We start from the raw sequence: 22741 nt of genomic DNA on the forward strand, positions 1-22741 counted from the left end.
TCCGAACGGCCATGGCATCGCCGTTCCGCCACGAACACCTCGTCCGCATCAACGACCCCACGATCGAACGCTCGATGTGGCTCACGCGCCGCCAGCTCTGGAACGGCTTGCGTCACACGGTGCTGTCGCCGCAGGCGATGGATGAATCGATCGACGAAGCCAGCGTGATCGAGAACGCGGACGGCACGCTGCAGCGGGAGATCCGCCGCGGCCCAACAACCGCCACGGACGAGGTCAGGCTCGTGACGGGTCACTCGCTGACGATCTGCGCGGATTCGCGCGGCCAGTTCTGCGGCAGCACGCTGACGATCCGGATCGAAGAACCCGCACCCGAAATGCTGTTCGTCCGCTTTACGTACGAAGTCGTCGGCATCGACGACGAATGCACCGAGGAAGAAGACAACGCACGACGTTCGGCCTACCAGGCCTACGACATCGAGCGTGTGCGCGAAGCAAGACTTCACGCGCGCAGCCGGGGACACTGAGCCGCCAGCCAGCACCGTCTGCCTCTGGCTAGCGGCGAATCGCTAACGGCTAGCCGGCTTCCCTCACCTCATGTCGATGTCGACCCGCCGCGCCTCATCCTCGGTCCCATCGCCCGTTACATTCCGCGGCGGATCCATCACGATCCGTTCTACCTGGACTCCCTCGTCCACCAACGCCTCGCGGACAGCCATGGCGCGGTTCTTCGCCAATTCGGCGTTCTGCAGTTCATCACCCGTGCGATCGGTGTAACCGGTAATCGCGACGGATCGATCGGAGGATCTCGCCGATTGCGCCATGTCGGCAATGCGCTGCCGGTCTTCCTGATCGATGCTGGCGTCGCCGAGCTCGAAGTACACCTTCGTCGTGTCGGCCTCGGCCACGCGCAACGGCGTCGAATCCTGCGGCACTTCCGCAATCTGAACCGCACCGCCCGGCGCCTCCTGGTACTCGGAAGTCCGGTTCACGAAGAACATCACGCCGAGCACGGCCACTCCGGCCGCAACGGCCCATGGCAACCATGGCTTGTCGCGTGTCGGAGCCTTCGCGACGGCTGCACCCGCAACACCAGCGCCGGCGGCAGGCACCGAAGCAAGCAACTCGTTCAGGCTGCCGAAGCCCAGCGCCTGCGTGATCCGCGGGTCCAGACCTGCCCGCTCGAGCGACGGCCGCTGCCGAAGCACCAGCGATGCGAGCGCTGAGGGATCGAGATCGTTGTGCGACACGAACTTCTTCAGCATGCCGAACAGCAGCGGTGCCGCCATCGACAGCAGCGTCATCGCTGAATTGGGCCGCGCCCCGCTGACCTGCGAGATGGCGTTCGTGACGGGGCCCGTCCGTCCGCCGAACAACATGCCCGTGAGCGCTTCGCCGCTGCTCAGCAGCGATTCCATCGTGCCTCGATTCGCAAGCACCCCCGGCAGCTTGGCCGGGAGATGGCTGTCGATGTTGTCACTCGTCGTGGCGCGGAAGATTTCGCCGATGCCCTGCGGCGACGCGGCTCGTTGAATCAATGCAGCAAGCAGCGTCGGGCCGGCAGCGCGTGCGGCGGCGCGCGTGCTCTCTTCTGATTCGCCGAGAAGCCCGCTGGTCTGGCGGACCAGAGGTCCGCCGAGAGTGGAGTTGAAGATGTCCAGCAGATCGATATTCATGAGTCCCCCTTGCGTGCGCAAAAACCGACTCACGCGATGACCGGTGGTGACCGGATGCAGAGGGGATTCTTCGAGCGCCCGGAGAGAGCGTCAACAGTGGAAAACGTCGATACCGCCGCCGTGAGGGAACCGACGGCCGTGTGCGAACGCACAACGGCCGTCGTCAGACGATGCCGCTACCAGAAAATCTGGTTGACCACTGCGAGCACGACTCCTGTCGTGATGGCTGCGAGCACGACGTCGTTGTCGACCCGCACCCAGTGATAGCCGTACGGCGGCGGATACAGGTGGTACGCGTGGTAGTCGTGGATGACATAGCGCGGAGCGTAGTAGCCGTAAGGCAGGCGTGCGCCGGCGTACCAGCGATACGGGCGGTAACCGTGCGGACGGTAATAGGCACCGGCGTGATAGCGGACGTGATGATCCGGTCGCCAGTGATGGCGCGGGTAGTAATTGTCGTAGCGACGAACCTGCCGGTAGTCGCGGTGCTCGTAGTGGCGGCGGTCATCATGGCGATAGCGCCGTGCATAGTCGTTGTCGCGGCGGCCGTGTGAGTCATTCCAGTCACGACGATCGCGATAGCGGTCGTTGCCATGCCACGCATCGTTGTTGCGCGCATTGCGTCGATCCCAATCGCGCTCGCTGCGGCCTCGATGATCGCGATTGCCATCGTAACGATGATTCTGCGCGCGGCCATCCCGCTGGCGGTGATTCTGTTCGCGATGGCCCTGCTGGCGATTGCCTTGCTCGCGGTGATTCTGATCCCGGTGGCGCTGCTCACTACGCCCGCGATCCTGGCGTCCGTGATCGCGGTTGTTATCCGCGTTGACGGCACCTGTTGCCGCAAGCGCGGCGACGGCAATGAAAGTAGTCAGCTTGGTCGGCATTCCGATCTCCTGCAGTCTTGCCTGCTGGAGACCACTATCGCCGGCGGATACTGATCGCTCGCTGAACGCCGTGAAGTCGCTACGCCGCGACAGCCGTGCGCGCCAATGACAGATATTGACGGAGCAACTGCTGGATTTTCGAGGCCGCCGGAGCTGCCCTTGCGACGCTCCATTCGCTTCGCGGCGTTTCGTTCATGTAGGTGCGCTGTGCAAGTTCCAGCTGAACGGCCCACACGCGATCCGCCGGGCGACCGTAGGCCATCGTGATGTAGCCGCCCTTGAAGCGGCCATTCAGTACAGCAGAGTGTTTTCCATCCGATCGCACTGACTCGAGTAGCGCCTCGGCCACGGTTGCGGGACAGGAAGCATGATCGCGGGTCCCGAAATTGAACTCCGGCAGTTCGCCATCGAACAACTCGGGGACACGACTGATGATCGAGTGTGCATCCCAGAGCAACGCGTAGCCATGCTCGGAGCGGATTCGCCAGAGCTCTTCCGCAACGCATTGGTGGTACGGATGCCAGTAGTGTTCGATGCGATCCGCGATCTCGCCCTCCCCCGGCTCCGCGCCGGATTGATAGATCGTCCGGTTGTCGAATGTGCGGACCGGGCATACGGGAGACGTCGGATTGCTCGCGTACAGCGACACTGAATCCAGCCCCCGGTTGAGATCGACGACGTAGCGCGAGTACGTCGCACTGACGATCGATGCACCGAGATCGGCGGCGAATCCGTACAACTGATCGACGTACCAATCGGTGTCGATCAACTCACGCCCCGCCGCGGTGAAGCGCCGTGCGATTTCGTCAGGCACTTGCGTTCCCGCATGCGGGACACTGATGAGGAGGGGTTGGGAGCCGCGGTGGAAGGCGTATGGGAGCATGGCTGCGATTATCCGATCATCGGCCCGATCATCGGCAGATTCAGGCCATTCTCCTTCGCACACTCGATGGCCTCGCCGTAGCCGGCATCCGCATGCCGCGCGACACCGGTCGCCGGATCGTTCCAGAGCACGCGTTCGACGCGGCGAGCCGCGGCTTCCGTGCCGTCGCAGACGATGACGACACCGGCGTGCTGTGAGTAGCCCATGCCGACTCCGCCGCCGTGATGCAGGGAAACCCAGGTCGCGCCGCTCGCGGTGTTCAACAATGCATTGAGCAGCGGCCAGTCGGAGACGGCGTCGGATCCGTCCTTCATGCTTTCGGTTTCTCGATTGGGGCTCGCGACCGAACCCGAGTCGAGATGATCGCGGCCGATGACGATCGGCGCCTTCAGCTCGCCGGAGGCAACCATCTGGTTGAAAGCGAGGCCGAGTCGATGACGCTGACCGAGCCCGACCCAGCAGATGCGCGCGGGCAATCCCTGGAACTGGATGCGTTCGCGCGCCATGTCGAGCCAGCGATGCAGGTGCGGATCATCGGGAATCAGCTCCTTCACCTTCGCGTCGGTGCGATAGATGTCTTCCGGGTCGCCTGAAAGCGCGACCCAGCGGAAGGGTCCGATACCACGGCAGAACAGCGGGCGAATGTACGCCGGCACGAATCCCGGGAAATCGAATGCGTTCGTGACACCGGCATCGAACGCCACCTGCCGGATGTTGTTCCCGTAGTCGAATACGGGCACGCCGAGCTTGTGGTAACCCAGCATCGCCTTTACGTGCTCGGCCGCGGAGGCACGTGCCGCGGCGACGACAGCCTGCGGATCGCGTTCGCGCATGTCGTGCCACTTGTCGAGACTCCAGCCGAGCGGCAGGTAGCCATTCACCAGGTCATGCGCGGACGTCTGATCGGTGACCGCATGCGGCCGGACGTCACGACGCAGCAAGTCAGGAACGATCTGCGCCGCGTTGCCGAGGACACCGACGGACACGGCCTTCCCTGTCGTCTCCGCGTTGGCCAGGATCCGCAGAGCCGAATCGATGTCGGGTGCCTGCACATCGAGATAGCGCGTATCGAGGCGCTTCTGGATGCGACTGGGCTGACATTCGATACACAGCATGCTGGCGCCCGCCATCGTTGCCGCAAGCGGCTGTGCGCCGCCCATGCCGCCGAGACCCGCCGTCAGGACCCACTTGCCTTTGAGGTTGCCGTTGAAGTGACGGCGTCCCATCTCGACGAACGTTTCGTGCGTGCCCTGCACGATGCCCTGGCTGCCGATATAGATCCACGATCCCGCCGTCATCTGCCCGAACATCATGAGACCGCGGCGATCGAGCTCGTTGAAATGCTCCCACGTCGACCACTTCGGCACGAGGTTGGAGTTCGCCAGCAGCACTCTCGGTGCGTCTTCATGCGTGCGAAATACGCCGACCGGCTTGCCCGATTGAATCAGCAGCGTTTCGTCGGTCTTGAGCGCGCGCAGTGCGTCGACGATGCGATCGAAACATTCCCAGTTGCGTGCCGCGCGACCGATGCCGCCGTAGACGACGAGCTCATCGGGATTCTCGGCAACCTCGGGATCGAGATTGTTCATCAGCATGCGCAGCGGCGCCTCCGTCAGCCAGTGACGGGCGGACAACTGAGTGCCGCGCGGCGCGCGCACAGGCCTCGAGCCCTGGAAGCGATCAATGGCAGGAATCGTGCGGGCATTCATGGGGCGATCCTCGGGGGCGGTATCGACCGATATTCCGGCTGCGGGGGTTGTATGGCAACCCCGCCCTCCCGCCGATAGCTTCCCGCAATCGCTGCTTCCGCAAAATGCCGGCCATCCTGCACCACCCAGCGGCCGCCGACCATCACGTCGCGGACCGGGTTGGGCTGGCCCGAAAAAATCAGGGTGTCGATGATCGCGTCGCCCGAGCGACCGACGAGCATCGGTGTATCCAGATCGAGGACGACGATGTCGGCGCGGCGACCGGTGTCGAGTGCGCCGATGTTTCGTCCGCAGGCGCGCGCGCCGCCATCGCATGCGAGGCGCCATAGTCGCGAACCGGTCGAGCCGCTGGCGGGATCCGCAAAGACATTGCGTTCCTGTCGGGCCAGCCGCGATTGGTACTCGAGCCAGCGCAACTCTTCGACCGGCGATATCGAGATGTGGCTGTCGGAACCGATGCCGATCGTGCCGCCCGCCTCCAGGAACCGCCCGAGGGGAAACAAGCCATCGCCGAGATTCGCTTCCGTGGTCGGACACAACCCGACGACGGCACGACTGCGCGCCATCGCATCGACTTCACTGTCGACAGCGTGAGTCGCGTGGATGAGGCACCAGCGATCGTCGACCGGCGCATGATCGAGCAGCCATTGGATCGGCCGTTGCTGCGTATGCCGCAGACACTCGGCAACTTCGCGTTGCTGTTCGGCCACGTGAATGTGCACGACACTGCAATCCCGGCTGCCGAGCGCACCCATCAATTCATTCAAGTGCGCAGGCGGCACGGCGCGCAGGCTGTGAATCGCGACGCCGAGGCTGTTCGGCGACGAGCCAACACGTCCCCTCAGGTCATCGAACAGCTCGAGAAACCGTGGCACGTCGTGGACGAACTGTCGCTGGCGCTGCGTCGGCGGCACCGCGCCGAAGTCGGACGTGCAGTACAGCGTCGGCAGCAGTGTCAAACCGATTCCCGCTGCCGACGCGGCATCGAGGATGGCCTGCGCCATCACGCTGCGATCTGTATACGGAGCGCCATCCGGCTGGTGATGCAGATAATGAAACTCGCAGACCGACGTGTAGCCGGCTTTCAGCATTTCTACGTACAGTTGGGCGGCGATGACATTGAGCAGTCGCGGCGTCGTCCGGCGCGCCAGCTCATACATCGTTTCGCGCCAGGTCCAGAAGCTGTCGTTGCTGCCCGCGCGCCGCTCGGCAAGCCCGGCCATCGCCCGCTGGAATGCATGACTGTGTACATTGGGCATGCCCGCGATCGCAGCACCGGCAACAGCAGCGGCCTTGGTTTCGCGATCGCCTGAACGGATGGACACGATGTCGCCGCCCGCATCGATGCCGATGACGACATCCTGCCGCCAGCCGTCGGCGAGCCACGCATTCGCAAATCGGAAATGGGCCGGTGGGGTCATGGCGAAAGTATATGCTTGGCGCCCATGTCCACCGACAACTCCTCTCACTGGGACCGTCTCTGGATCGGCGCCCGCCTCGCCACATTCGAGGCCGAGGGTGACAGCATCGGTCTGATCGAGGACGCCGCGCTGGCGATCCGCGACGGGCGGATCGCATGGATCGGGACTCGCGCACAGCTCGATCAGCTTCGCTGGACGGCGAAGGTCACGACACCCGCCGAGGGCTTGTGCATCACCCCGGGGCTGATCGAATGCCACACGCATCTCGTGCACGCCGGCAATCGCGCACATGAATTCGAACTGAGGCTGCGGGGCGCGACGTACGAAGAGATCGCACGCGCGGGCGGCGGCATCGTATCGACGATGAAAGCCACTCGAGCCGCGACTGAAGAGCAGCTGCTGGAAGAGTCCCTGCCCCGCGCCCTCGCCTTCGTCGGTGAAGGTGTCACGACACTCGAGATCAAATCGGGCTACGGGCTCGATGTGGCAAGCGAACTGAAGATGCTGCGCGTCGGCCGGCGATTGCAGTCGAAGCTCGGTATCACAGTCGTGAACACGTTCCTCGGCGCGCATGCGCTGCCGCCGGAATACGCCGGAAGGCAGGACGACTACGTGCAGCTCATCGTCGATGAGATGTTGCCCGCAGTGGCCGCCGAGAAGCTCGCGGATTGCGTCGATGCCTACCATGAAGGCATCGCGTTCACGCGCGAACAGACAGCTCGCGTCTTCGAGCGTGCGCGGCAACTCGGCCTTCCGGTTCGACTGCACGCCGATCAGCTCAGCGATTGCGGCGGCGGTGCACTCGCCGCTCAGTTCCACGCGCTGTCAGCGGATCATCTCGAGTACACGTCGACTGAATCGCTGGAGCGGATGGCCAAAGCGGGTGTGGTTGCGGGCCTCTTGCCCGGCGCGTTCTACTTTCTGAGAGAGAAGCAATTGCCGCCGATCGCGCAGATGCGTTCGCTCGGCATGGCGATGGCTGTATCGAGCGACTGCAATCCAGGGACTTCGCCGCTCGCGTCGCTGTTGCTGGCCATGAACATGGCGTGCGTGCTGTTCCGCCTCACGCCCACTGAGGTGCTTCGCGGCGTTACGATGCACGCCGCCAGAGCGCTGGGCCTGTCCGATCGCGGTGTACTGCGCGCCGGGGCGCGGGCCGATCTGTGTGTGTGGCGCCTGCGTCATCCGCAGCAGTTATGCGCCGAGTACGGCGTGCACAAGCCGGTGGAAACGCTCGCTGCCGGTCACGCGCTGCCGCAATGACCGGTCGGATCAGAAGGCGACGGTAAAGCCGAGACTCAGCATGTCCACGTCCGCCTCGCCCATTTGCACGTCGTAGTAGCCGATCCCGCCATCGCCCGCGTCCAGATATCGCTGGTATTCGAGCCGCAGAGTATAGATCTCGGCGAAGGTGAAGCCTCCTCCTACTCCCACCACCCAGTCGGTATCCGATTCCGAGATGCTGTCGCTCGCGCTGTTCTGCCCATCGCTCACGCGCACTCCGAGCTCACGGGTGGAAAATACGATGCCGCCGCGGGCGTAGATTTCCGAGCGATAGCTCAAGGGCAGGATCGCCAGCGCCGAAAGGGTGAGCCCCGTGATCTGACTCCTCGCCGACTGGTTCCAGTTGGCCGGAACCGCTGGCGTCACGCTTACGTCCATGCCACTGCTGTCGTCGCGGAAGGAGACTTCACCCAGATCCACATAACCGCCTTCGATGGCGAAGTGGTCGAAGAGACGGTAGCCGCCGAGGAATGAGAATCCGCTGTCTTCGGTGTCGAAGCTCGTGGCCGACTGCGTCTGCTGGAACCCGAAGTCGGTATAGATGCGCGACGCCTGCAGGTCGTACGGTGCCTGGGTGGCGTCGTTTTTCACCTTCCCGTAGGCCGCGCCGACATAGAAGCCGCGCTCTGCCGCGGAAACTCCGGTCGCCATCATCAGCGAGCCGCAGGCCAGGACTCCGAGACCGACCAGGCGTACGTTCATGTTGAACCCTTCACAGCTTCGATGCGCGCCAATACTAACAAGGCAAGCTGAATGACAGCTTGAAAATCGCCTCAGGCGGGCCGCGGGCGCAGACTGAACGCGGCCAGCGTCAGGATCAGTGTCAGCAGCAGGGTCGCACTGAGGGCGAGCGACCAGTGAATGCCGATCATCGCGCCGACCACCCCGATCGTCACGCCGCTGAACGTTCTCATGCCCAGCGCGGCCATGGAATAGACACCGATGACCCTGCCACGAACCTCCGGTGGCGCCCGCAACTGTACGAGGGTCTGTGCCATCGAGAAGAACGAGAGTTCAACGAACCCGGCGACGAACAGCAACGCCATCGACAAACCGTACACATTGGACATCGCGAAACCGGCCAGCGCGCAACACCAGACGATTGCCAGCAGGAATGCGGTCCGAGGATTGGGCTGCAGAAGACCGCGGCTCTCGAGTAACAGGCCTGCGGTCAGCGCACCGGCTGCGTCGGCGGACAACAGCAGGCTGTAGGACAGATCCGCGTCGCCATGCCCAAGGTCGTGCGCAAACCCCGGCATCTGCGCCTGATAGGCCGTGCCCACGAACAGCGATGCCCCGCCGGCCAGCAATGTCATCGACAGCAGCGTGCGATCGGCGGCCACGTTTCGTATTGCCGCAATGATGTCCGTCAGACCGCGGATTGCTCGCGGCGGCGGCCCCTGCTCCGTCCGGAACTTCGGCCCGTAGGGAGCTTTCCACAGCCAGAGAATCGTCGGGAGATACAACAGCGCGTTGAACAGGATTCCTTTCTCGGGCCCGAGCAGCAGCAGAATGCCTCCGCCCACCGCCGGACCGAAGAGCATTCCAAGATAGCGGGACGTTGCGTTGAGCCGCACCGCACTCTGCAGCTGGTCGCGCGGAACGATGTCGTGCAGCAGCACCTGCGAAGGCGGACTCCACAAGACACCGGCAATGCCGTGCGCGACGAGCAGAACTGCCGCATGCCACATCTGCAACGTATCCGTGAGGAACAGCACACCCCACGCGATCGACACGAGCATGAAGATCACCATGCCGATCTGGATCAGCCGCCGCGGATCGAAACGATCGGCCAGCGCGCCCGCATAGACGGAGAACAACAGGAACGGCAGCCAGTGCGACACGATCGCAAAGCCGTTGAGCGCCGGTGAATTGAACTTCTCGAAGATGACCCAGTAGCTGATGACGTGCTCGATGCTGTCCGCCATCATCGCGCCGGCCATGCTGAAGAAAAAACCGCGATAGCCGCGGTGCCGGAGCGCAGCGAAGGAACGAGGCGGCGACGCAGCGGCCGCGGTCGGAGAATCGGCTGACAATCGAAGTCCTTGGGATAGAGCGAGGCCGCCCGCAGTGAATCAGCAGACCGGCCGCAGCGTCAACCGATGAAGCCGATCCCCCGTGCCATCAACGCAGCGCACAGCATGATCACGACAAGCAGGGTCAGCTGGACGTGAATCGCCCGCCGGATCGAACGACGCCTGGCGTCCTCCAGCACCGGAATCTGCTGCTGACGTAGCGCGCTCCGCCAGGAAAGGTACTCGCGCGTCGGACCGATCGACATGACGCCGACGACGGCGAACAGGACGATCTTGACCAGGAACGGACCGCTGCCGAAGTAATACGCAGCACCCTTCTCCGTGTAGAACACACGCAGAAACCCCACGATGAGCAGCACGACCGCAGCGGCACCGTAAACGCCATCCATGCGCGCGAGCGATCGCGCGGACACTAGATTCAGCTCTCCTCTGATGAGCACGAGCTCGGTCATGAGCGCGCCGACAAGGATGAAGGCCGCGGAGTGATGCAGGAAGGCCAGGAGGGCGGAGATCATAGGGGGACGAGTGTGAAGCTCAGGGACGAGTGTGCTCCGTCATCCCCGCGAAAGCGGGGATCCATGCCTCTGTCTCGAATGGATTCCCGCGTTCGCGGGAATGACGAGGCGGGCTCTTCTCTGGCGGGCTGGCTAGCTGGCCGCCCCGGATGGATCCCCGCTCTCGCGGGGATGACCGCACGTGCCTCCGCGGTCATTTGATAATGGCGCAGCCAATCCTCTTCCCCGAATTCCCCGACGGCTGCGTCTGGTAGTCATCCGCCTTTTCGTGGATCACGATCGAACGGCCCACGATGTCGTTGGGCTGTCCGGTCCGCAGGCTCAGGCCACCGATGTTGGCCGTCAGTTGCGCTGCGCCCTGGTCGTCGGCCGTGATGTTGGGCATGTCACCCAGGTGCCGATTTACCGTCGCCGGGTCACCGTGGGGCTGACCGGACGGGTTGTAGTGCTCGCCGGCGCTGCTTGCATCGGGGGCGCTGCAATCGCCGTTCTCATGAATGTGGAATCCATGGGTCGAACCGGGCGTCAGGCCGCTGATCGTGCCTGTGATCTGCACACCCGGCCCAGAGGGCTGGAGCATGAGGGTCCCGGACACCCCGTTGCCCTGAGTCGCTTTGAGCTCCGCCGTTGCCCCTAGCGGCTGGCCATCTCCCGCTGTCGGCCCCGTTGTCGGTGATCCATCGGCAACCGGCGGTGCCGGATCCGTGGCCGCGGGAGGCGGCGGAGTCGTCTCTGTCGGCGAATTGGGGGCAGCGGATCGATCGCCGCAGGCAGCGAGCAGAACGGCAAGGGACAGAACGGGAAATGCTCGATACATGGCTTGGAGCTCCTGGGTTGTACCCCGGTACAACCCGCGGAGCCGCTATCCGTTCCGCATATTTACGCGGTCGCCGCAGTCGCCGAGCGGCGCAGGCCCACGAACTCGAGCACGCTGATCGCAGCGACGAAGAGCGCCTGGCCGATCACGAACGCATGGCCGAACGCATTCGGCGCGATCGAGTCGAGTGCGAGCACTGCAAAGCTCTCCACCACCCACACTGCATTGATGGCGATGATCGCCCACACCGCGCCGCGACGAATCGATGACCGCGACGAGACGTAGCCCACGAAGGCTGCGAACGGCAGCAACACCACGCCTGCCTCGAACAGCAGATCGGACGGCAGGCTCAGCAACGTTCCGAGAAATCCTGAGAACGCAACGAGCAGCACTCCCAACGCGACACAGGAAGCGGCATCGGCGAGCAGGACGCGACGGAGAAAGAGCGACGATTGAATCTGCGACATGACGAGTTCCTCTTTGTCATCGGCCTCACCGCGCGAGCCGATGCGATGACTGTTCGTTGCGGCGATGGGGTGATCATTGCCGGGCTCGCGTCGCACAAGCGATTACCCGGCAGGTAATGGCCCTCCTGCGAGCGCGTGATATCGTCAGCCCATGATCAATCCGAAGAACGCCACCGCCCTGCGCCCGGTCGGCACACTGCTGCGCGAATGGCGCCAGCGTCGCCGGATGAGCCAGCTCGATTTCGCCACCGAAGCGGAGATCTCGACACGTCATCTCAGCTTCGTCGAAACGGGCCGCGCGCAACCGAGCCGCGAAATGCTGATGCGGCTCTCCGAACTGCTCGATGTGCCATTGCGCGAACGCAATGAGCTGCTGGTCGCAGCGGGCTTCGCGCCGGTCTTCGCCGCGCGTTCACTCGATGACCCGGCGCTGCAGGCGGCACGACGGGCAGTCGACCTCGTTCTGAAGGGTCACGAGCCCTACCCCGCGCTCGCCGTCGATCGTCACTGGAATCTCGTCGCCGCGAACCGGATGGTCGGACTACTGATGTCGAGTGCGAGCCCGGAACTCCTGCAGCCGCCGATCAACGTCCTGCGACTCACGCTGCATCCGCAAGGCATCGCACCGATCATCGCGAACGCAGCCCAGTGGCGCGAACATCTGTTCGCGCGATTGCGGCGACAGATCGAAGTCTCCGCGGACGCAGTGCTGAACGATCTCTTGAAGGAACTGACGACGTATCCGTCTGCTGCGCCTCCGAAGCGAAGCGATGTCACGGCGCATGGCAGCGACGTCATCGTGCCGCTCAGCCTCACGACGCCGCACGGCACGCTCAACTTCATCAGCACGACGACCGTCTTCGGCACACCGATCGACGTGACGCTCGCCGAACTGGCGATCGAAGCGTTCTTCCCTGCAGATCAAGCCACTGCCGACATCCTCCGGCAGATGGCCTCATAGCGCACGGCGACGGTTCGCAGGCACACTGGATGCCTGTATCGGACTGGAGATCGCTGCATGGACTACCTGTATCGCGTCGAGGGCAACATCGCACACACGCATAGTTGTGCGGCGGGTCCGTGGAGCGCGGATATGCAACACGGCGGCGCGCCCGCTTCGCTCGTGAGCTGGGCAGCGGAGAAGATTCCGACACGGGAGCCGATGCAGGTCGCAAGGATCACGATCGATCTTCTGCGGCCGGTGCCGATCGCACCGCTCGAGATCCGCAGTGAGGTCGTTCGCGAAGGCAAGAAGATCCAGTTGTGTTCGATCACGCTGCTTGCCAACGGCGTCGAGGTGACGCGTGCAAGCGTGCTGAAGATTCGCGCGTCCTCGCTGGAACTGCCCGATGACATCGAAGACGAACGCATCGAACTGCCAGGCCCCGGGGGCGGCGAAACGCCGACGCAGCTCATCGGATCAGCGTCCAACGCCTTCATCCATGGATTGTCGCTGCGGATCGTGCGGGGCGGCTTCCGCACGCTCGGTCCTGGCGCATGCTGGTTTCGCGCGGAACGTCCCGTGATCGAAGGTCAGCCGATCTCAGCGCTCATGCGAGCCGCGATGACCGCGGACTTCTGCAACGGCGTGTCTTCGGTGCTCAAGTTCGACGAATGGACGTTCCTCAACGCTGACCTCACCGTCAGCCTGGCGAGAATGCCGCTCGGCGAATGGATCCTGCTCGATGCCCAGACCTGGCTCGGCGACAACGGCGCAGGTATCGCGTTCGCCCGCCTCGGCGACGAGCGCGGGTATTTCGGGCGGGCGGTGCAGAGTATGGTGATTGAGAAGAGGGAGGCTTGAGGCCTGAGTAGGAGGATCTCTTGTCACGCGTCTTGCTGTGGGTCCGGCTTCAGCCGGACGTCATCGCCGAGGCGACAGAGCCGGCTCCGCCGGCTAACGTCCGGCTGAAGCCGGACCCACAACAAGACCAGACCACTGCCTCATCACTTCATCAGTTCATCCCTCTTCTTCGCCTCCTCATCCCTCTTCTTCTCCCTCCGGATCGTCATCACCACCGACGCCATCGCAACGCCCATCACAGCGATGAGGGCCGCCATGATGAAGACGAGGCCGCCAGCGAGGCGATGCGCCTCGTAGAGCCCGAAGGCAAGGCCGATAGGGGTCGTGATGAGGAGCAGAGGCTTGGCGATCTTCATGCGGGCAGGATGAACTTCCTGGCGGCGACGCTCAAGGCCGAAGGCATGGACTCAAAAAAAAGGGGCGCGAATGCGCCCCTCTTCCGACTCGGCTTTTGCCGATCTGATCAGCGCTGCGCGGCACCGCGCAACGATGCACGCTGCTTGGTCGCCGGCTTGCTCACCGTGAGCTTCGACGCCAGCCCGGCGGGCGCGGCGAACGGCTCATAGTCATAGAAGCGAACCAGCTGCGTCTGCGGGGTGTTCTCGTTCACCGCCCCCTGGGATGTGAACCGGCGCACTTCCATCCAGTACACGCGGGCGTCATCCGCAACGATCGGGATGATGCGGCGTTCGTCGAACACGATGCAGCTCGCGCTGCCGACTTCGCAGTTGTACTGCTCGGTCTCCCAGTTGAACGTGCGGCTCACGACGACTTCCACACCGACCGGGCCTTCCGTGATGCTCCAGCGGAACGTTGCGGCTGCGTCGACGACGACCGCATCGTTGTCGCCGATGAAGTCGACTTCCTGGGCGCCCGTGAAGTCGGCGTCGAACCGCAGGCGGAAGCCGCCGAGACGCGCATCGCCGGTGGTCTCATCGCCCTTGCCGAACTGATAGAAGCGGCCGACGACGTCCTCTGCCGTGAACTCGACTGCGTACTCAGGATCGGCAAACACAGAAGCGCCGGCGCCCATGTACACGCCGCCCTCACCGTCTTCGCCCACGCGCACTTCCCAGAACAGATCGCTGGCGAGTGCATCGATGTCGCGGAATGACAGGTACTCGGCGCTCCAGCCCTCGAACTGCAGAGCGACGATCTTGCCGATCTCGTCATCACCGCCATCGGCATTCAGCTCCCAGGTGAAGTCCTGACCCGTGATGAGCGCGCGGCCCGTGCCGTCGGCATGGATTTCAGCCACGTCGGCAACGACCCTGTGCTGACGGCTGTCCCACACATAAATCGTCTGGGCGTTGTCCTTCAGCTCTTCGACGCCGATCACGTCGAAGTTGTCCATGGCCAGTACGGTACGTGCAACCGTCGCCGTCTGCTCCGTGTTGAGCGATTCGCAGGTCGGATAAGTGATCTCGCTGGTCGTCGTGATCGCAACGCTGCGCTCGTTGAGCAGCGTCAGCTCCACGCCATTGCTGACATAGACGGCCTGGATCTGGGCAACGTGTCCGTTGCAGCTGACGGTGTCGTAGCTGACCGTCTGCACCGGCTCGTCGTAGGTCACCTTGATCGTCGAACCATCCAGTTCCCAAGTGAACGACTGATCGTACGTTTCCGAGCTCTCGGAGCCCTTGCCGTCCGCCCACAGGTCGAAGTGAGAGACGCGACCGGTGTAGTTGAACGTGAACAGCGCATCCGTGGACAGCATCGCCGTCGTGAAGCCCTCGTTGTCGAGATAGCGCTGCAGCGCAGTGGCGTCCTGACCGAGCTCCGGATCGCGCGCAATCGCCACCTGGGCCGCCGCGAACGCAGCCGGATCGTTCTGATACACCTCGTTGACGAAGCTCTGGCGAGCCGTCGAATCGCTCACGAGCGCGAGGATCGACGTCGTTCCGTTGGGGAGCGGATTGTTCTCGGCGTCATCCACCGCGAGCTTGATCGCCGCAGCGAGATCGAGAACGTCCTGCGCGTTGACCAGCGACGCCGCGCTCTGAAGCGCTGCGTTCGTCGTGATCGGCTCGCCACCGTTGGCCTGCTGCAGGAACACAGCCTGTGCCGTGCTCACGTTGGTGATCTGCGTCGAGAAGTTCTCGGCGCTGTCGAGCACATCGTCGTTGCCCGCAGCCGTCAACAGCGATTCGAACGAACCGGCCAGCGATCTGAACTCGACGAACGACTGCTCGCCCACGCCGCGCGCGCTGAGCGTCACGAACTGGCCTACGTTGGCTTCTTCGATTTCGATCTCGAGGCTGTAGACGCCATCGGCATCGGCCGTGGCGGTGAACGTTTCCGATCCGACCGTCGCCGTCACTTCGGCGTTCGCGATCGGCTCGTCAGTGACCTTGCCGCTCAGCGTGAGCGAAACGGTCTCGGGCGGAGGCGGAGGCGGCGGGGGCGGCGGGGGCGGAGGTGGCGGGGGCGGAGTGACGTTGCCGCCGCCGCTCGAGGGAGGCGGAGTGGTGTCGTTGTTGTCGTCGCTGCCGCCGCATGCGGCGAGCTGCGTCGCGAGAATCAGTGAACACAGCGCAGCCAGCTTGCGGCTGCGGCTCTTCGATCCGGGCAGTGTCATCTCCATGTCTCCTGCAGATTGATTCGTTTCGTTGTAGGTCGTCGCGGGTGTCACCGCGTTCGGTCGCGGAAACTAGTGAGCGGGGGTTCCAGTGGCATTCCCAAAATTGGATATGCGCTGCGCCGCGTTCGGAATTTGTGATCGCACGCTCACTGCAAGGCGTGCTGCGCGCGGTGCGCTGAATCAAGCGGGAAGTGAAGCGTGAACACGCACACAGATCGCGATCGAAGCGCATGTGAACCCAATCACGCACGCGACACGCGTGCGCGAGAAGCAGTTCACAACGAGTTCTTGAGCGCGCTTTAGAGCTGACCGAGCTTTGCGACGAGCTCGGCCTGTCGGTTGACACCGACCTTGGAGAGGAGCGCCTTGATCTGCAGGCGCACGGTGCCGACAGCCACACCGCGAGCAGCGGCAATCGCTGCTGCGTTCCTGCCTGCAATCAGATACGAGGCAACATCGGCTTCGGCAGCGGTGAGTCCATACACATTCTGAAGCAGTGCCGACTTCTGCTCGCCCTCGCCACGCGGGCCTCGGGCTGCGACAAGTACACGCGTTCCCAGAAGAGGATGCAGTCCACTCGAAGGCAGCGCAGCCACATCGAGCACGAGAGCGGGATCATCAGCTGCACCGCGCACCACGACTGTGCGTGTCGCAGGCGTTCGAATGTCCAGCGCCGAATGAGAGACCGCTCGGATGGCGGATTCGAGAGCCTGTGTATCTTCCGACACCTTCGCAGTCAGCCGGCCCTGACGCAATTCCAGCCCGGATTCTCCGTCGACGAGCTTCTCCGCGGCCGCTGTCAGTTTTTTAACGACACCGGCGCTGTCGCAAACGAACGCAGGGATCGCCAGCGCATCCATCGCATCGGCCAGCACGGCCTCACCGTTGCCAGCCATCTGCATGTGCAGGCGTACCGCGGATCGCACGTGCGGCGCGAGAGCCTGGAACAAATCGCGCTGTTCGCGGGTGATGTGTCCCTGCTCTTTCGACCGCAGCACGGCCAGGCCAACGAGCAGGTCGGCCGTTCGATCCAGGGTCGCGAGACAGATGTAAGGCACGTCCGCGGGAACCGCGAACTCCTGATAGTGCGGATTGCGGTCGTATTCGTCGCGAGTGATGAAATCCTCTTCGGCCAGCGCGCGGAGCACCGGCGCATCCATCCCGGCGCGCACACGCGGATTGACCGCGGGATCGCCACCGTTGCACTCGACGAACTGCCGCACCATCTCCTCCGGCACATCCGTCAGCAGATTCAGCGGTACCGTGGCATCGGCACCGAGAGCGATCAGCTGTCCCGAACGCGAGCCCGTCGCACGGGCAAGCGCCTCCAGCGCGGGATACCAGTTCCCGTCGAGGGCGGCACGCTGAAAGGAATCGATGAGGGCAAGAAATCGATCGTCGTCACGGATCATCGTCTGATGGAATCTTCTCGGTCACATCGTCGGAAGCGCCCATCCCAGCAGCGCTGCCGCTTGTCCGGTCTCGAGCCGGGCTGCGCGATCATTCCGTTGTCGCGCCGCGAGTTTGCTATGGCTGCGGCGAGACGCAAGAGTGCGACCATCACAAGCGCGGCCCTTGTGCGCCGGAACGAACTTGTCGCCGAACCTTGCCTAGCGACGTTTGAGTGAATGGATGAGGCCGCGTGCTGCATTGTGCTGAACGGGGGATGCCCGCAAAGAAGTGTGGATCCTTCGTTACCAATGTCGTCAGCGGCCGGATTTCCAGCACTTGCCGCAACTGAAAACTCGTGTAGCGGCTGCTACACTAATTGTCCGTCGCCTTTTCCTGTCGAGTTGTCCGTGCGATACCTCTCCGCTCTGCGCGTATTTGCCGCGTTTTCCTGCGTCGGCCTTCTTTGCGCATGCAACAAAGCCCCGGATAACCAGGGCGGTGACCCGATCCCGGTCACCGTGAAGACGATCGAAGAACGTACGGTCCCCCTTTCCATTGAGGTCGTCGGCCGCACCGAGGGCGCAAAGGAAGTGGAGATCCGCGCCCGGGTCTCGGGCATCGTTGAAAAGCGCCTCTATAACGAAGGCGCATTCCTGCGGGCCGGCGCTCCGCTGTTCCAGATCGAACGCGCACCCTTCGAGATCGCGCTGGCGCAGGCACGCGCGGACGCTGACCAAGCGACCGCGAACGAAGAGCAGGCGCGCCGCGAGTCAGATCGCGTAGCTGGTCTCTACAAGAACTCCGCGGTCAGTCAGCGAGTCGCCGAAGAAGCCCAGACTTCCTACAAATCGGCCACGGCCGCTCGTGATGCCGCGCGAGCCCGTGTTCGCGAAGCCGAACTGAATCTGTCCTACACATCCGTCTCCGCCCCGATCTCAGGCGTCACGGGTCGTGCACTGCATTCCGAAGGCAGTCTCGTCACCGCCAACACGGACAGCAGCCTGCTGACCACGATGTCGCAGACCAATCCGGTGTGGGTGCGCTTTGCACTCTCCGAACTGGAGCACGAAAGTGTGCGCCGCACGCCCGACGACAAGATCCGCGTGCAACTGGTGTTCGCGGACGGTCGTGTTTACGAAGCGCCGGGCCGCCTGAATTTCGCCGGATCGACCGTCGATCTGCAGCTCGGCACCGTCCAGGCGCGCGCCGAATTTCCGAACCCGCAATTGCAGGTTCTGCCGGGACAGTTCGCAACGGTTCGACTCGAAGCAGGCAGCCAGCAGATCGTCGCCGTGCCGCAGACCGCGGTACTGCAGGGAAGCCTCGGCCGTTTCGTCTGGGTCGTCGGACCCGATGGCAAGGCGACGCAGCGTGCAGTGGAGGTCGGCGCATGGACCGGCAGCGACTGGATCATTCGCAAGGGACTCGCCGTTGGCGACGCCATCATCGTCGACAACCTGATGAAGCTGCGCCCGGGCGTGGCCGTGCAGGCCGGCACCCCCGCCGCCGCGACCTCCGCGGGCGGTTGATATGGTCTCGACGTACTTCATTCACCGGCCGGTGCTGACCGGCGTCACCGCGATCATCATCGTCATCGCGGGCCTGGTCGCCGCGTTCATTCTGCCGGTCGCGCAGTACCCGGACATCGCGCCGCCAACGGTCGTCATCAACACGAGCTATCCCGGCGCCAGCGCCGAGACGATCGCGCAAACCGTCGCGGCGCCCATCGAAGAACGCCTGTCGGGTGTCGAGAACCTCCTCTATTTCAATTCGACGTCTTCGTCGACGGGCGACATGTCGATCACCGCGACATTCGACGTCGGCACGAACATCGATACCGCCGTCTTCAACGTCAACAACCGCGTGCAGCTCGCATTGCCGCGACTTCCCGACGAAGTCCGCCGCAACGGTGTGACGGTTCAGAAACGATCGCAGGACATCCTGCTGCTCGTTACGCTCGTTTCCCCGGACAACAGTCGCGACACCCTCTTCCTCTCGAATTACGCGACGATCTCGCTGCTCGATGAGCTCAAGCGCGTCCCGGGCATCGCCGACGTTTCGATCTTCGGCGCGCGCGACTACTCGATGCGCATCTGGCTGCGGCCGGATCGTCTCGCGCAGCTCGGCCTGACGGTCAGCGACATCGCGAACGCGCTGCGCAACCAGAACACCCAGTACGCCGCCGGCAAGATCGGAGCCGAACCCGCCGTCGACGGGCAGAGCATCGTTTACACGGTAACCGCGCGCGGACGCCTCGTGGCGCCGGAAGAATTCGGCGAGATCGTCATTCGCGCACAGCCCGGCGGCGGCGTGCTGCGCCTGAAGGACGTTGCGAGAATCGAGCTGGGCGCCCAGAGCTATGACACGTACAACATGCTGAGCGGCAAGCCGTCGATCGGCATGGCGACGTTCATGCAGTCCGGCGGCAACGCGCTCGAAGTGGCCGAATCCCTGCGCGCAAAGATGGAGGAGCTCAAGAAGTCGTTCCCCCCGGGCGTCGACTACCTCACGCCGTTCGATCCGACACGCTACGTCTCCGAATCCATCAGCGAAGTCACGAAGACCATCATCGAGGCCGGCGTCCTGGTGCTGCTGGTCGTCTTCCTCTTCCTGCAATCGTGGCGCGCGACCCTGATCCCCATCGTCGCGGTGCCCGTCTCGCTCATCGGCACGTTCGCCGGACTCTGGCTGGCGGGGTTCTCCATCAACACGCTGACGCTGTTCGCGATGGTCTTGTCGATCGGCATCGTCGTCGACGACGCCATCGTCGTGCTGGAAAACGTCGAGCGCCTGATGCGCGAAGAGAAGAAATCGCCGCTCGAGGCTTCCATCGAAGCCATGCGCGAGGTGTCCGGCGCAGTCATCGCGATCGTGCTCGTGCTGTGCGCCGTATTCGTGCCGGTCGCGTTCCTCGGCGGACTGGCCGGCCAGCTCTATCGACAGTTCGCGGTGACGGTTGCCATCGCCGTCGTCATCTCCGGCTTCACGGCACTGACGCTGACACCGACCCTGTGCGCCATCCTGCTGCGCGAAGCGCATCACGACTCGCCGCGGTTCCGCTGGTTCAACAACGCGTTCGCCGCGACGACGCGTCGATTCCTGCAGAGCGTGGACCAGGCCCTCTCCTATCGCGGCCGCTCGCTCGCCATCTTCGCTGGCGTCATCGCGATCGCGGGCTTCCTGCTGTGGCGCATTCCCACCAGCTTCGTACCGCCCGAAGATCAGGGTTACCTGATCGGCAATGTCCAGCTGCCTGACGGCGCGACGCTCACACGCACGGGTAAAGTGACGTCACAGTTCCAGCAGATGCTCGCGGGGATCGATGAGGTCGAGCACGTCAACGTCATCAACGGCAATGACATCGTCGGCGGCGGTACGCGCAGCAGCGCGGGTACGCTCTTCATCATCCTCAAGCCCTGGGACGATCGCGACGTGCCTGCTGCGGAAGTCGCGCGCAACGTCAACGCGAAAGCGCGACAGATCCGCGACGGCAATGCGCAGGCATTCAATCCGCCGGCCATTCGCGGCCTCGGCACAGCAGGCGGCTTCGAGATGTATCTGCAGTCGCGCACCGATTCCGACCCGACCCGACTGGCTGACGTCATGCGCTCTTTCCAGGAAGAGCTGGGGCAGCATCCGTCACTCACGAACGTGAACGCATTCTTCCGCGCAGGCGTACCGCAGTTACGCGTCGAAGTAGATCGCGAGAAGGCGCTCGCACTCGGCGTCCCGGTGGAGGAAGTCTTCGAGGCACTGCAGAGCACGATGAGCGCGCTGTATGTGAACGACTTCAACGTCTACGGCCGCACCTTCCGTGTGCAGATGCAGGCTGAAGCCCCGTTCCGCAACGATCCCGAAGATCTCGGCAACGTGTACGTCCGTTCGCGGACGAGCGGCGAGATGCTGCCGCTGAAGGCGCTGATCCGCGTCGGCGAGATCGTCGGCCCCGAACTGCTCGAACGTTTCAACGGTTACGTCGCAGCGCGCATGAACGGTGCAGGCAAGCCGGGCGTGAGCTCGGGCCAGGCCATCGCCGCTGTCGAGGAAGTCGCCGCCCGACTGCCGGAGGGCTATCAGATCGCTTGGACCGGGCAGGCGTATCAGGAAAAGCGCGCCGGCAGCGCTTCGATCTTCGCGTTCGGATTCGCGCTCGTCATGGTGTTCCTGATCCTTGCGGCGCTGTACGGCCGATGGTTGTTGCCGACGTCGGTGCTGCTCGCGGTACCGTTCGCCGTTCTCGGTGCGCTCGGCTTCGTCGCCCTGCGAGGTCTCGAGAACGACATCTACTTCCAGATCGGGCTCGTGGTGCTGATCGGCCTCGCGGCGAAGAACGCCATCCTGATCGTCGAGTTCGCCCAGCAGGGCTACCTGCAGGGAATGTCAGCCATCGAAGCCGCCAGGGAAGCGGCCCGACTGCGTTTCCGCCCCATCGTGATGACGTCGCTGGCATTCGTGCTGGGTGTCGTTCCGCTCGTAGTCGCCACTGGCGCCGGCGCGGCTGCGCGTCAATCGATGGGCACGGGTGTATTCGGCGGCATGATCCTCGCGACGTTCATCGCCACCGTCTTCGTGCCCCTGTTCTTCGTTCTCGTCGCACGCCGTCGCAAGGAATCGCCGGCGGCCGCACCGACGAAGGCCATCGAGGAACAGCCGTGATCGCATCGGTGCGGAGCATCACCGTCGCCAACACGCGCGCCCGGCAGCTCGCCGCGCGTCGGGAACAGTTCATTGCGGCTGCCGAGCGCATGTTCCTGAAGCAGGGTTTTGCGAAGACGAGCGTCAACGCGATCGTGCGCGAAGCCGGCGGATCGCTGGCAACGCTGTACGCGGAGTTCGGCACGAAGGAGGCGTTGTTCGAGTCAGTCCTCTGCCAGCGCGCCAGAAGATTTTTCCCGGACGCGCGCCCTCGTCCACCCACGAGCGGCGGCGAACCCGAAGCGGACCTGCGGGCACTCGCGACCCACATGCTGCGCCGGATGCTTTCCGAAGACGGCCTGTCGGTGTATCGCATCTGCGTGCATGAAGCCCCGCACTTTCCCGGCCTGCGCAAGGCAATGCTGGAAGCGGGCATGCCCGGGCTGCTCGAAGGCACGGCCCGCTACATCGCCGAGTTGGCGGAGCATCATTCAATGAAGATCGACGATTGCCCGCTCGCGGCATCGCAGTTCATTGCCCTCGTCCAGGGTCAGCTCGTGTTCATGGCGGCCCTTGGCAGCAGGGTCGATGCGGGGATGCGCGACAGGCATGTGGAGCAGGCGGTGCAGGCGTTTCTGAAGATCCATCCGACCGGAAAACATGACGAGTGACGGGT

General features: G+C 63.9%; 20 protein-coding genes. 7 read left to right on the top strand and 13 right to left on the bottom strand.

Features of this window, described 5'->3' with window-relative positions; translation table 11 throughout:
- Positions 1-11: 11 nt before the first annotated feature.
- On the top strand, positions 12-485 hold the full coding sequence (locus HNQ60_RS23035; protein ID WP_184335134.1) for an AtaL-like protein: 474 nt from the start codon (positions 12-14) through the stop codon (positions 483-485).
- 63 nt (positions 486-548) lie between these two features.
- Here the strand turns inward: HNQ60_RS23035 and HNQ60_RS23040 are convergent, their stop codons facing one another.
- The 5 genes from HNQ60_RS23040 to HNQ60_RS23060 all read right to left on the bottom strand — a co-directional run bounded on the left by HNQ60_RS23040 (position 549) and on the right by HNQ60_RS23060 (position 6534).
- The gene (locus HNQ60_RS23040) at positions 549-1634 is read right to left on the bottom strand and encodes an OmpA family protein (RefSeq protein WP_184335135.1); all 1086 of its coding nucleotides are present in this window, start codon (positions 1632-1634) and stop codon (positions 549-551) included.
- A gap of 176 nt (positions 1635-1810) precedes the next feature.
- Positions 1811-2521 carry an RcnB family protein gene (locus HNQ60_RS23045; protein ID WP_184335136.1) on the bottom strand — a complete coding sequence of 237 codons (711 nt, stop codon included), beginning with the start codon at positions 2519-2521 and terminating at the stop codon, positions 1811-1813.
- A gap of 79 nt (positions 2522-2600) precedes the next feature.
- Positions 2601-3404: an N-formylglutamate deformylase gene (hutG, locus tag HNQ60_RS23050; protein ID WP_221304407.1), complete on the bottom strand. Its 804-nt coding sequence runs from the start codon at positions 3402-3404 to the stop codon at positions 2601-2603.
- 8 nt (positions 3405-3412) lie between these two features.
- The gene (gene hutU / locus HNQ60_RS23055) at positions 3413-5113 is read right to left on the bottom strand and encodes a urocanate hydratase (protein ID WP_184335137.1); all 1701 of its coding nucleotides are present in this window, start codon (positions 5111-5113) and stop codon (positions 3413-3415) included.
- Positions 5110-6534, bottom strand: coding sequence for a formimidoylglutamate deiminase (locus HNQ60_RS23060; protein ID WP_184335138.1), 1425 nt, complete (start codon positions 6532-6534; stop codon positions 5110-5112). The genes hutU and HNQ60_RS23060 overlap by 4 nt, the downstream gene beginning before the upstream one ends.
- A 24-nt stretch (positions 6535-6558) precedes the next feature.
- Here HNQ60_RS23060 and hutI point away from each other — a divergent pair, with 24 nt between their 5' ends.
- A complete protein-coding gene (gene hutI, locus HNQ60_RS23065) occupies positions 6559-7797 on the top strand; it encodes an imidazolonepropionase (RefSeq protein ID WP_184335139.1) in 1239 nt (412 codons plus the stop codon).
- 9 nt (positions 7798-7806) lie between these two features.
- Here hutI and HNQ60_RS23070 read toward each other — a convergent pair whose 3' ends face one another.
- The 5 genes from HNQ60_RS23070 to HNQ60_RS23090 form a co-directional block, all read right to left on the bottom strand.
- Positions 7807-8520: an outer membrane protein gene (locus tag HNQ60_RS23070; protein ID WP_184335140.1), complete on the bottom strand. Its 714-nt coding sequence runs from the start codon at positions 8518-8520 to the stop codon at positions 7807-7809.
- A 71-nt stretch (positions 8521-8591) separates the two neighbouring features.
- The gene (locus HNQ60_RS23075) at positions 8592-9854 is read right to left on the bottom strand and encodes an MFS transporter (RefSeq protein WP_184335141.1); all 1263 of its coding nucleotides are present in this window, start codon (positions 9852-9854) and stop codon (positions 8592-8594) included.
- A 59-nt stretch (positions 9855-9913) separates the two neighbouring features.
- Positions 9914-10369 (bottom strand): DUF2214 family protein, encoded by a 456-nt coding sequence (locus HNQ60_RS23080; RefSeq protein ID WP_221304408.1) that lies wholly within the window; start codon positions 10367-10369, stop codon positions 9914-9916.
- A 193-nt stretch (positions 10370-10562) separates the two neighbouring features.
- Entirely contained in the window at positions 10563-11186 is a 624-nt protein-coding gene (locus HNQ60_RS23085; RefSeq protein WP_184335142.1) for a superoxide dismutase family protein, read from the bottom strand.
- Positions 11187-11248: 62 nt separating this feature from the next.
- Positions 11249-11653 carry a hypothetical protein gene (locus tag HNQ60_RS23090; protein WP_184335143.1) on the bottom strand — a complete coding sequence of 135 codons (405 nt, stop codon included), beginning with the start codon at positions 11651-11653 and terminating at the stop codon, positions 11249-11251.
- A gap of 151 nt (positions 11654-11804) precedes the next feature.
- Here HNQ60_RS23090 and HNQ60_RS23095 point away from each other — a divergent pair, with 151 nt between their 5' ends.
- Together HNQ60_RS23095 and HNQ60_RS23100 are read left to right on the top strand one after the other, a co-directional pair.
- On the top strand, positions 11805-12614 hold the full coding sequence (locus tag HNQ60_RS23095; RefSeq protein ID WP_184335144.1) for a helix-turn-helix domain-containing protein: 810 nt from the start codon (positions 11805-11807) through the stop codon (positions 12612-12614).
- A 57-nt stretch (positions 12615-12671) separates the two neighbouring features.
- Positions 12672-13457, top strand: coding sequence for a thioesterase family protein (locus HNQ60_RS23100; protein ID WP_184335145.1), 786 nt, complete (start codon positions 12672-12674; stop codon positions 13455-13457).
- A 143-nt stretch (positions 13458-13600) separates the two neighbouring features.
- Here the strand turns inward: HNQ60_RS23100 and HNQ60_RS23105 are convergent, their stop codons facing one another.
- From HNQ60_RS23105 to HNQ60_RS23115, 3 genes are all read right to left on the bottom strand, one after another.
- A complete protein-coding gene (locus HNQ60_RS23105) occupies positions 13601-13813 on the bottom strand; it encodes a hypothetical protein (RefSeq protein ID WP_184335146.1) in 213 nt (70 codons plus the stop codon).
- Positions 13814-13920: 107 nt separating this feature from the next.
- Positions 13921-16035 (bottom strand): carboxypeptidase-like regulatory domain-containing protein, encoded by a 2115-nt coding sequence (locus HNQ60_RS23110; RefSeq protein ID WP_184335147.1) that lies wholly within the window; start codon positions 16033-16035, stop codon positions 13921-13923.
- 302 nt (positions 16036-16337) lie between these two features.
- The gene (locus tag HNQ60_RS23115; RefSeq protein ID WP_184335148.1) at positions 16338-17450 is read right to left on the bottom strand and encodes a helix-turn-helix transcriptional regulator; all 1113 of its coding nucleotides are present in this window, start codon (positions 17448-17450) and stop codon (positions 16338-16340) included.
- Between the two features lie 387 nt (positions 17451-17837).
- Here HNQ60_RS23115 and HNQ60_RS23120 point away from each other — a divergent pair, with 387 nt between their 5' ends.
- The 3 genes from HNQ60_RS23120 to HNQ60_RS23130 are packed head-to-tail and all read left to right on the top strand — an operon-like array spanning position 17838 to position 22736.
- Positions 17838-18959 carry an efflux RND transporter periplasmic adaptor subunit gene (locus HNQ60_RS23120; protein WP_184335149.1) on the top strand — a complete coding sequence of 374 codons (1122 nt, stop codon included), beginning with the start codon at positions 17838-17840 and terminating at the stop codon, positions 18957-18959.
- A gap of 1 nt (position 18960) precedes the next feature.
- On the top strand, positions 18961-22086 hold the full coding sequence (locus tag HNQ60_RS23125) for an efflux RND transporter permease subunit (protein WP_184335150.1): 3126 nt from the start codon (positions 18961-18963) through the stop codon (positions 22084-22086).
- On the top strand, positions 22083-22736 hold the full coding sequence (locus HNQ60_RS23130) for a TetR/AcrR family transcriptional regulator (RefSeq protein ID WP_184335151.1): 654 nt from the start codon (positions 22083-22085) through the stop codon (positions 22734-22736). Before HNQ60_RS23125 ends, HNQ60_RS23130 begins: the two co-directional genes overlap by 4 nt.
- Positions 22737-22741: the final 5 nt, after the last annotated feature.

This window comes from Povalibacter uvarum (assembly GCF_014202975.1).
Classification (GTDB): domain Bacteria; phylum Pseudomonadota; class Gammaproteobacteria; order Steroidobacterales; family Steroidobacteraceae; genus Steroidobacter; species Steroidobacter uvarum.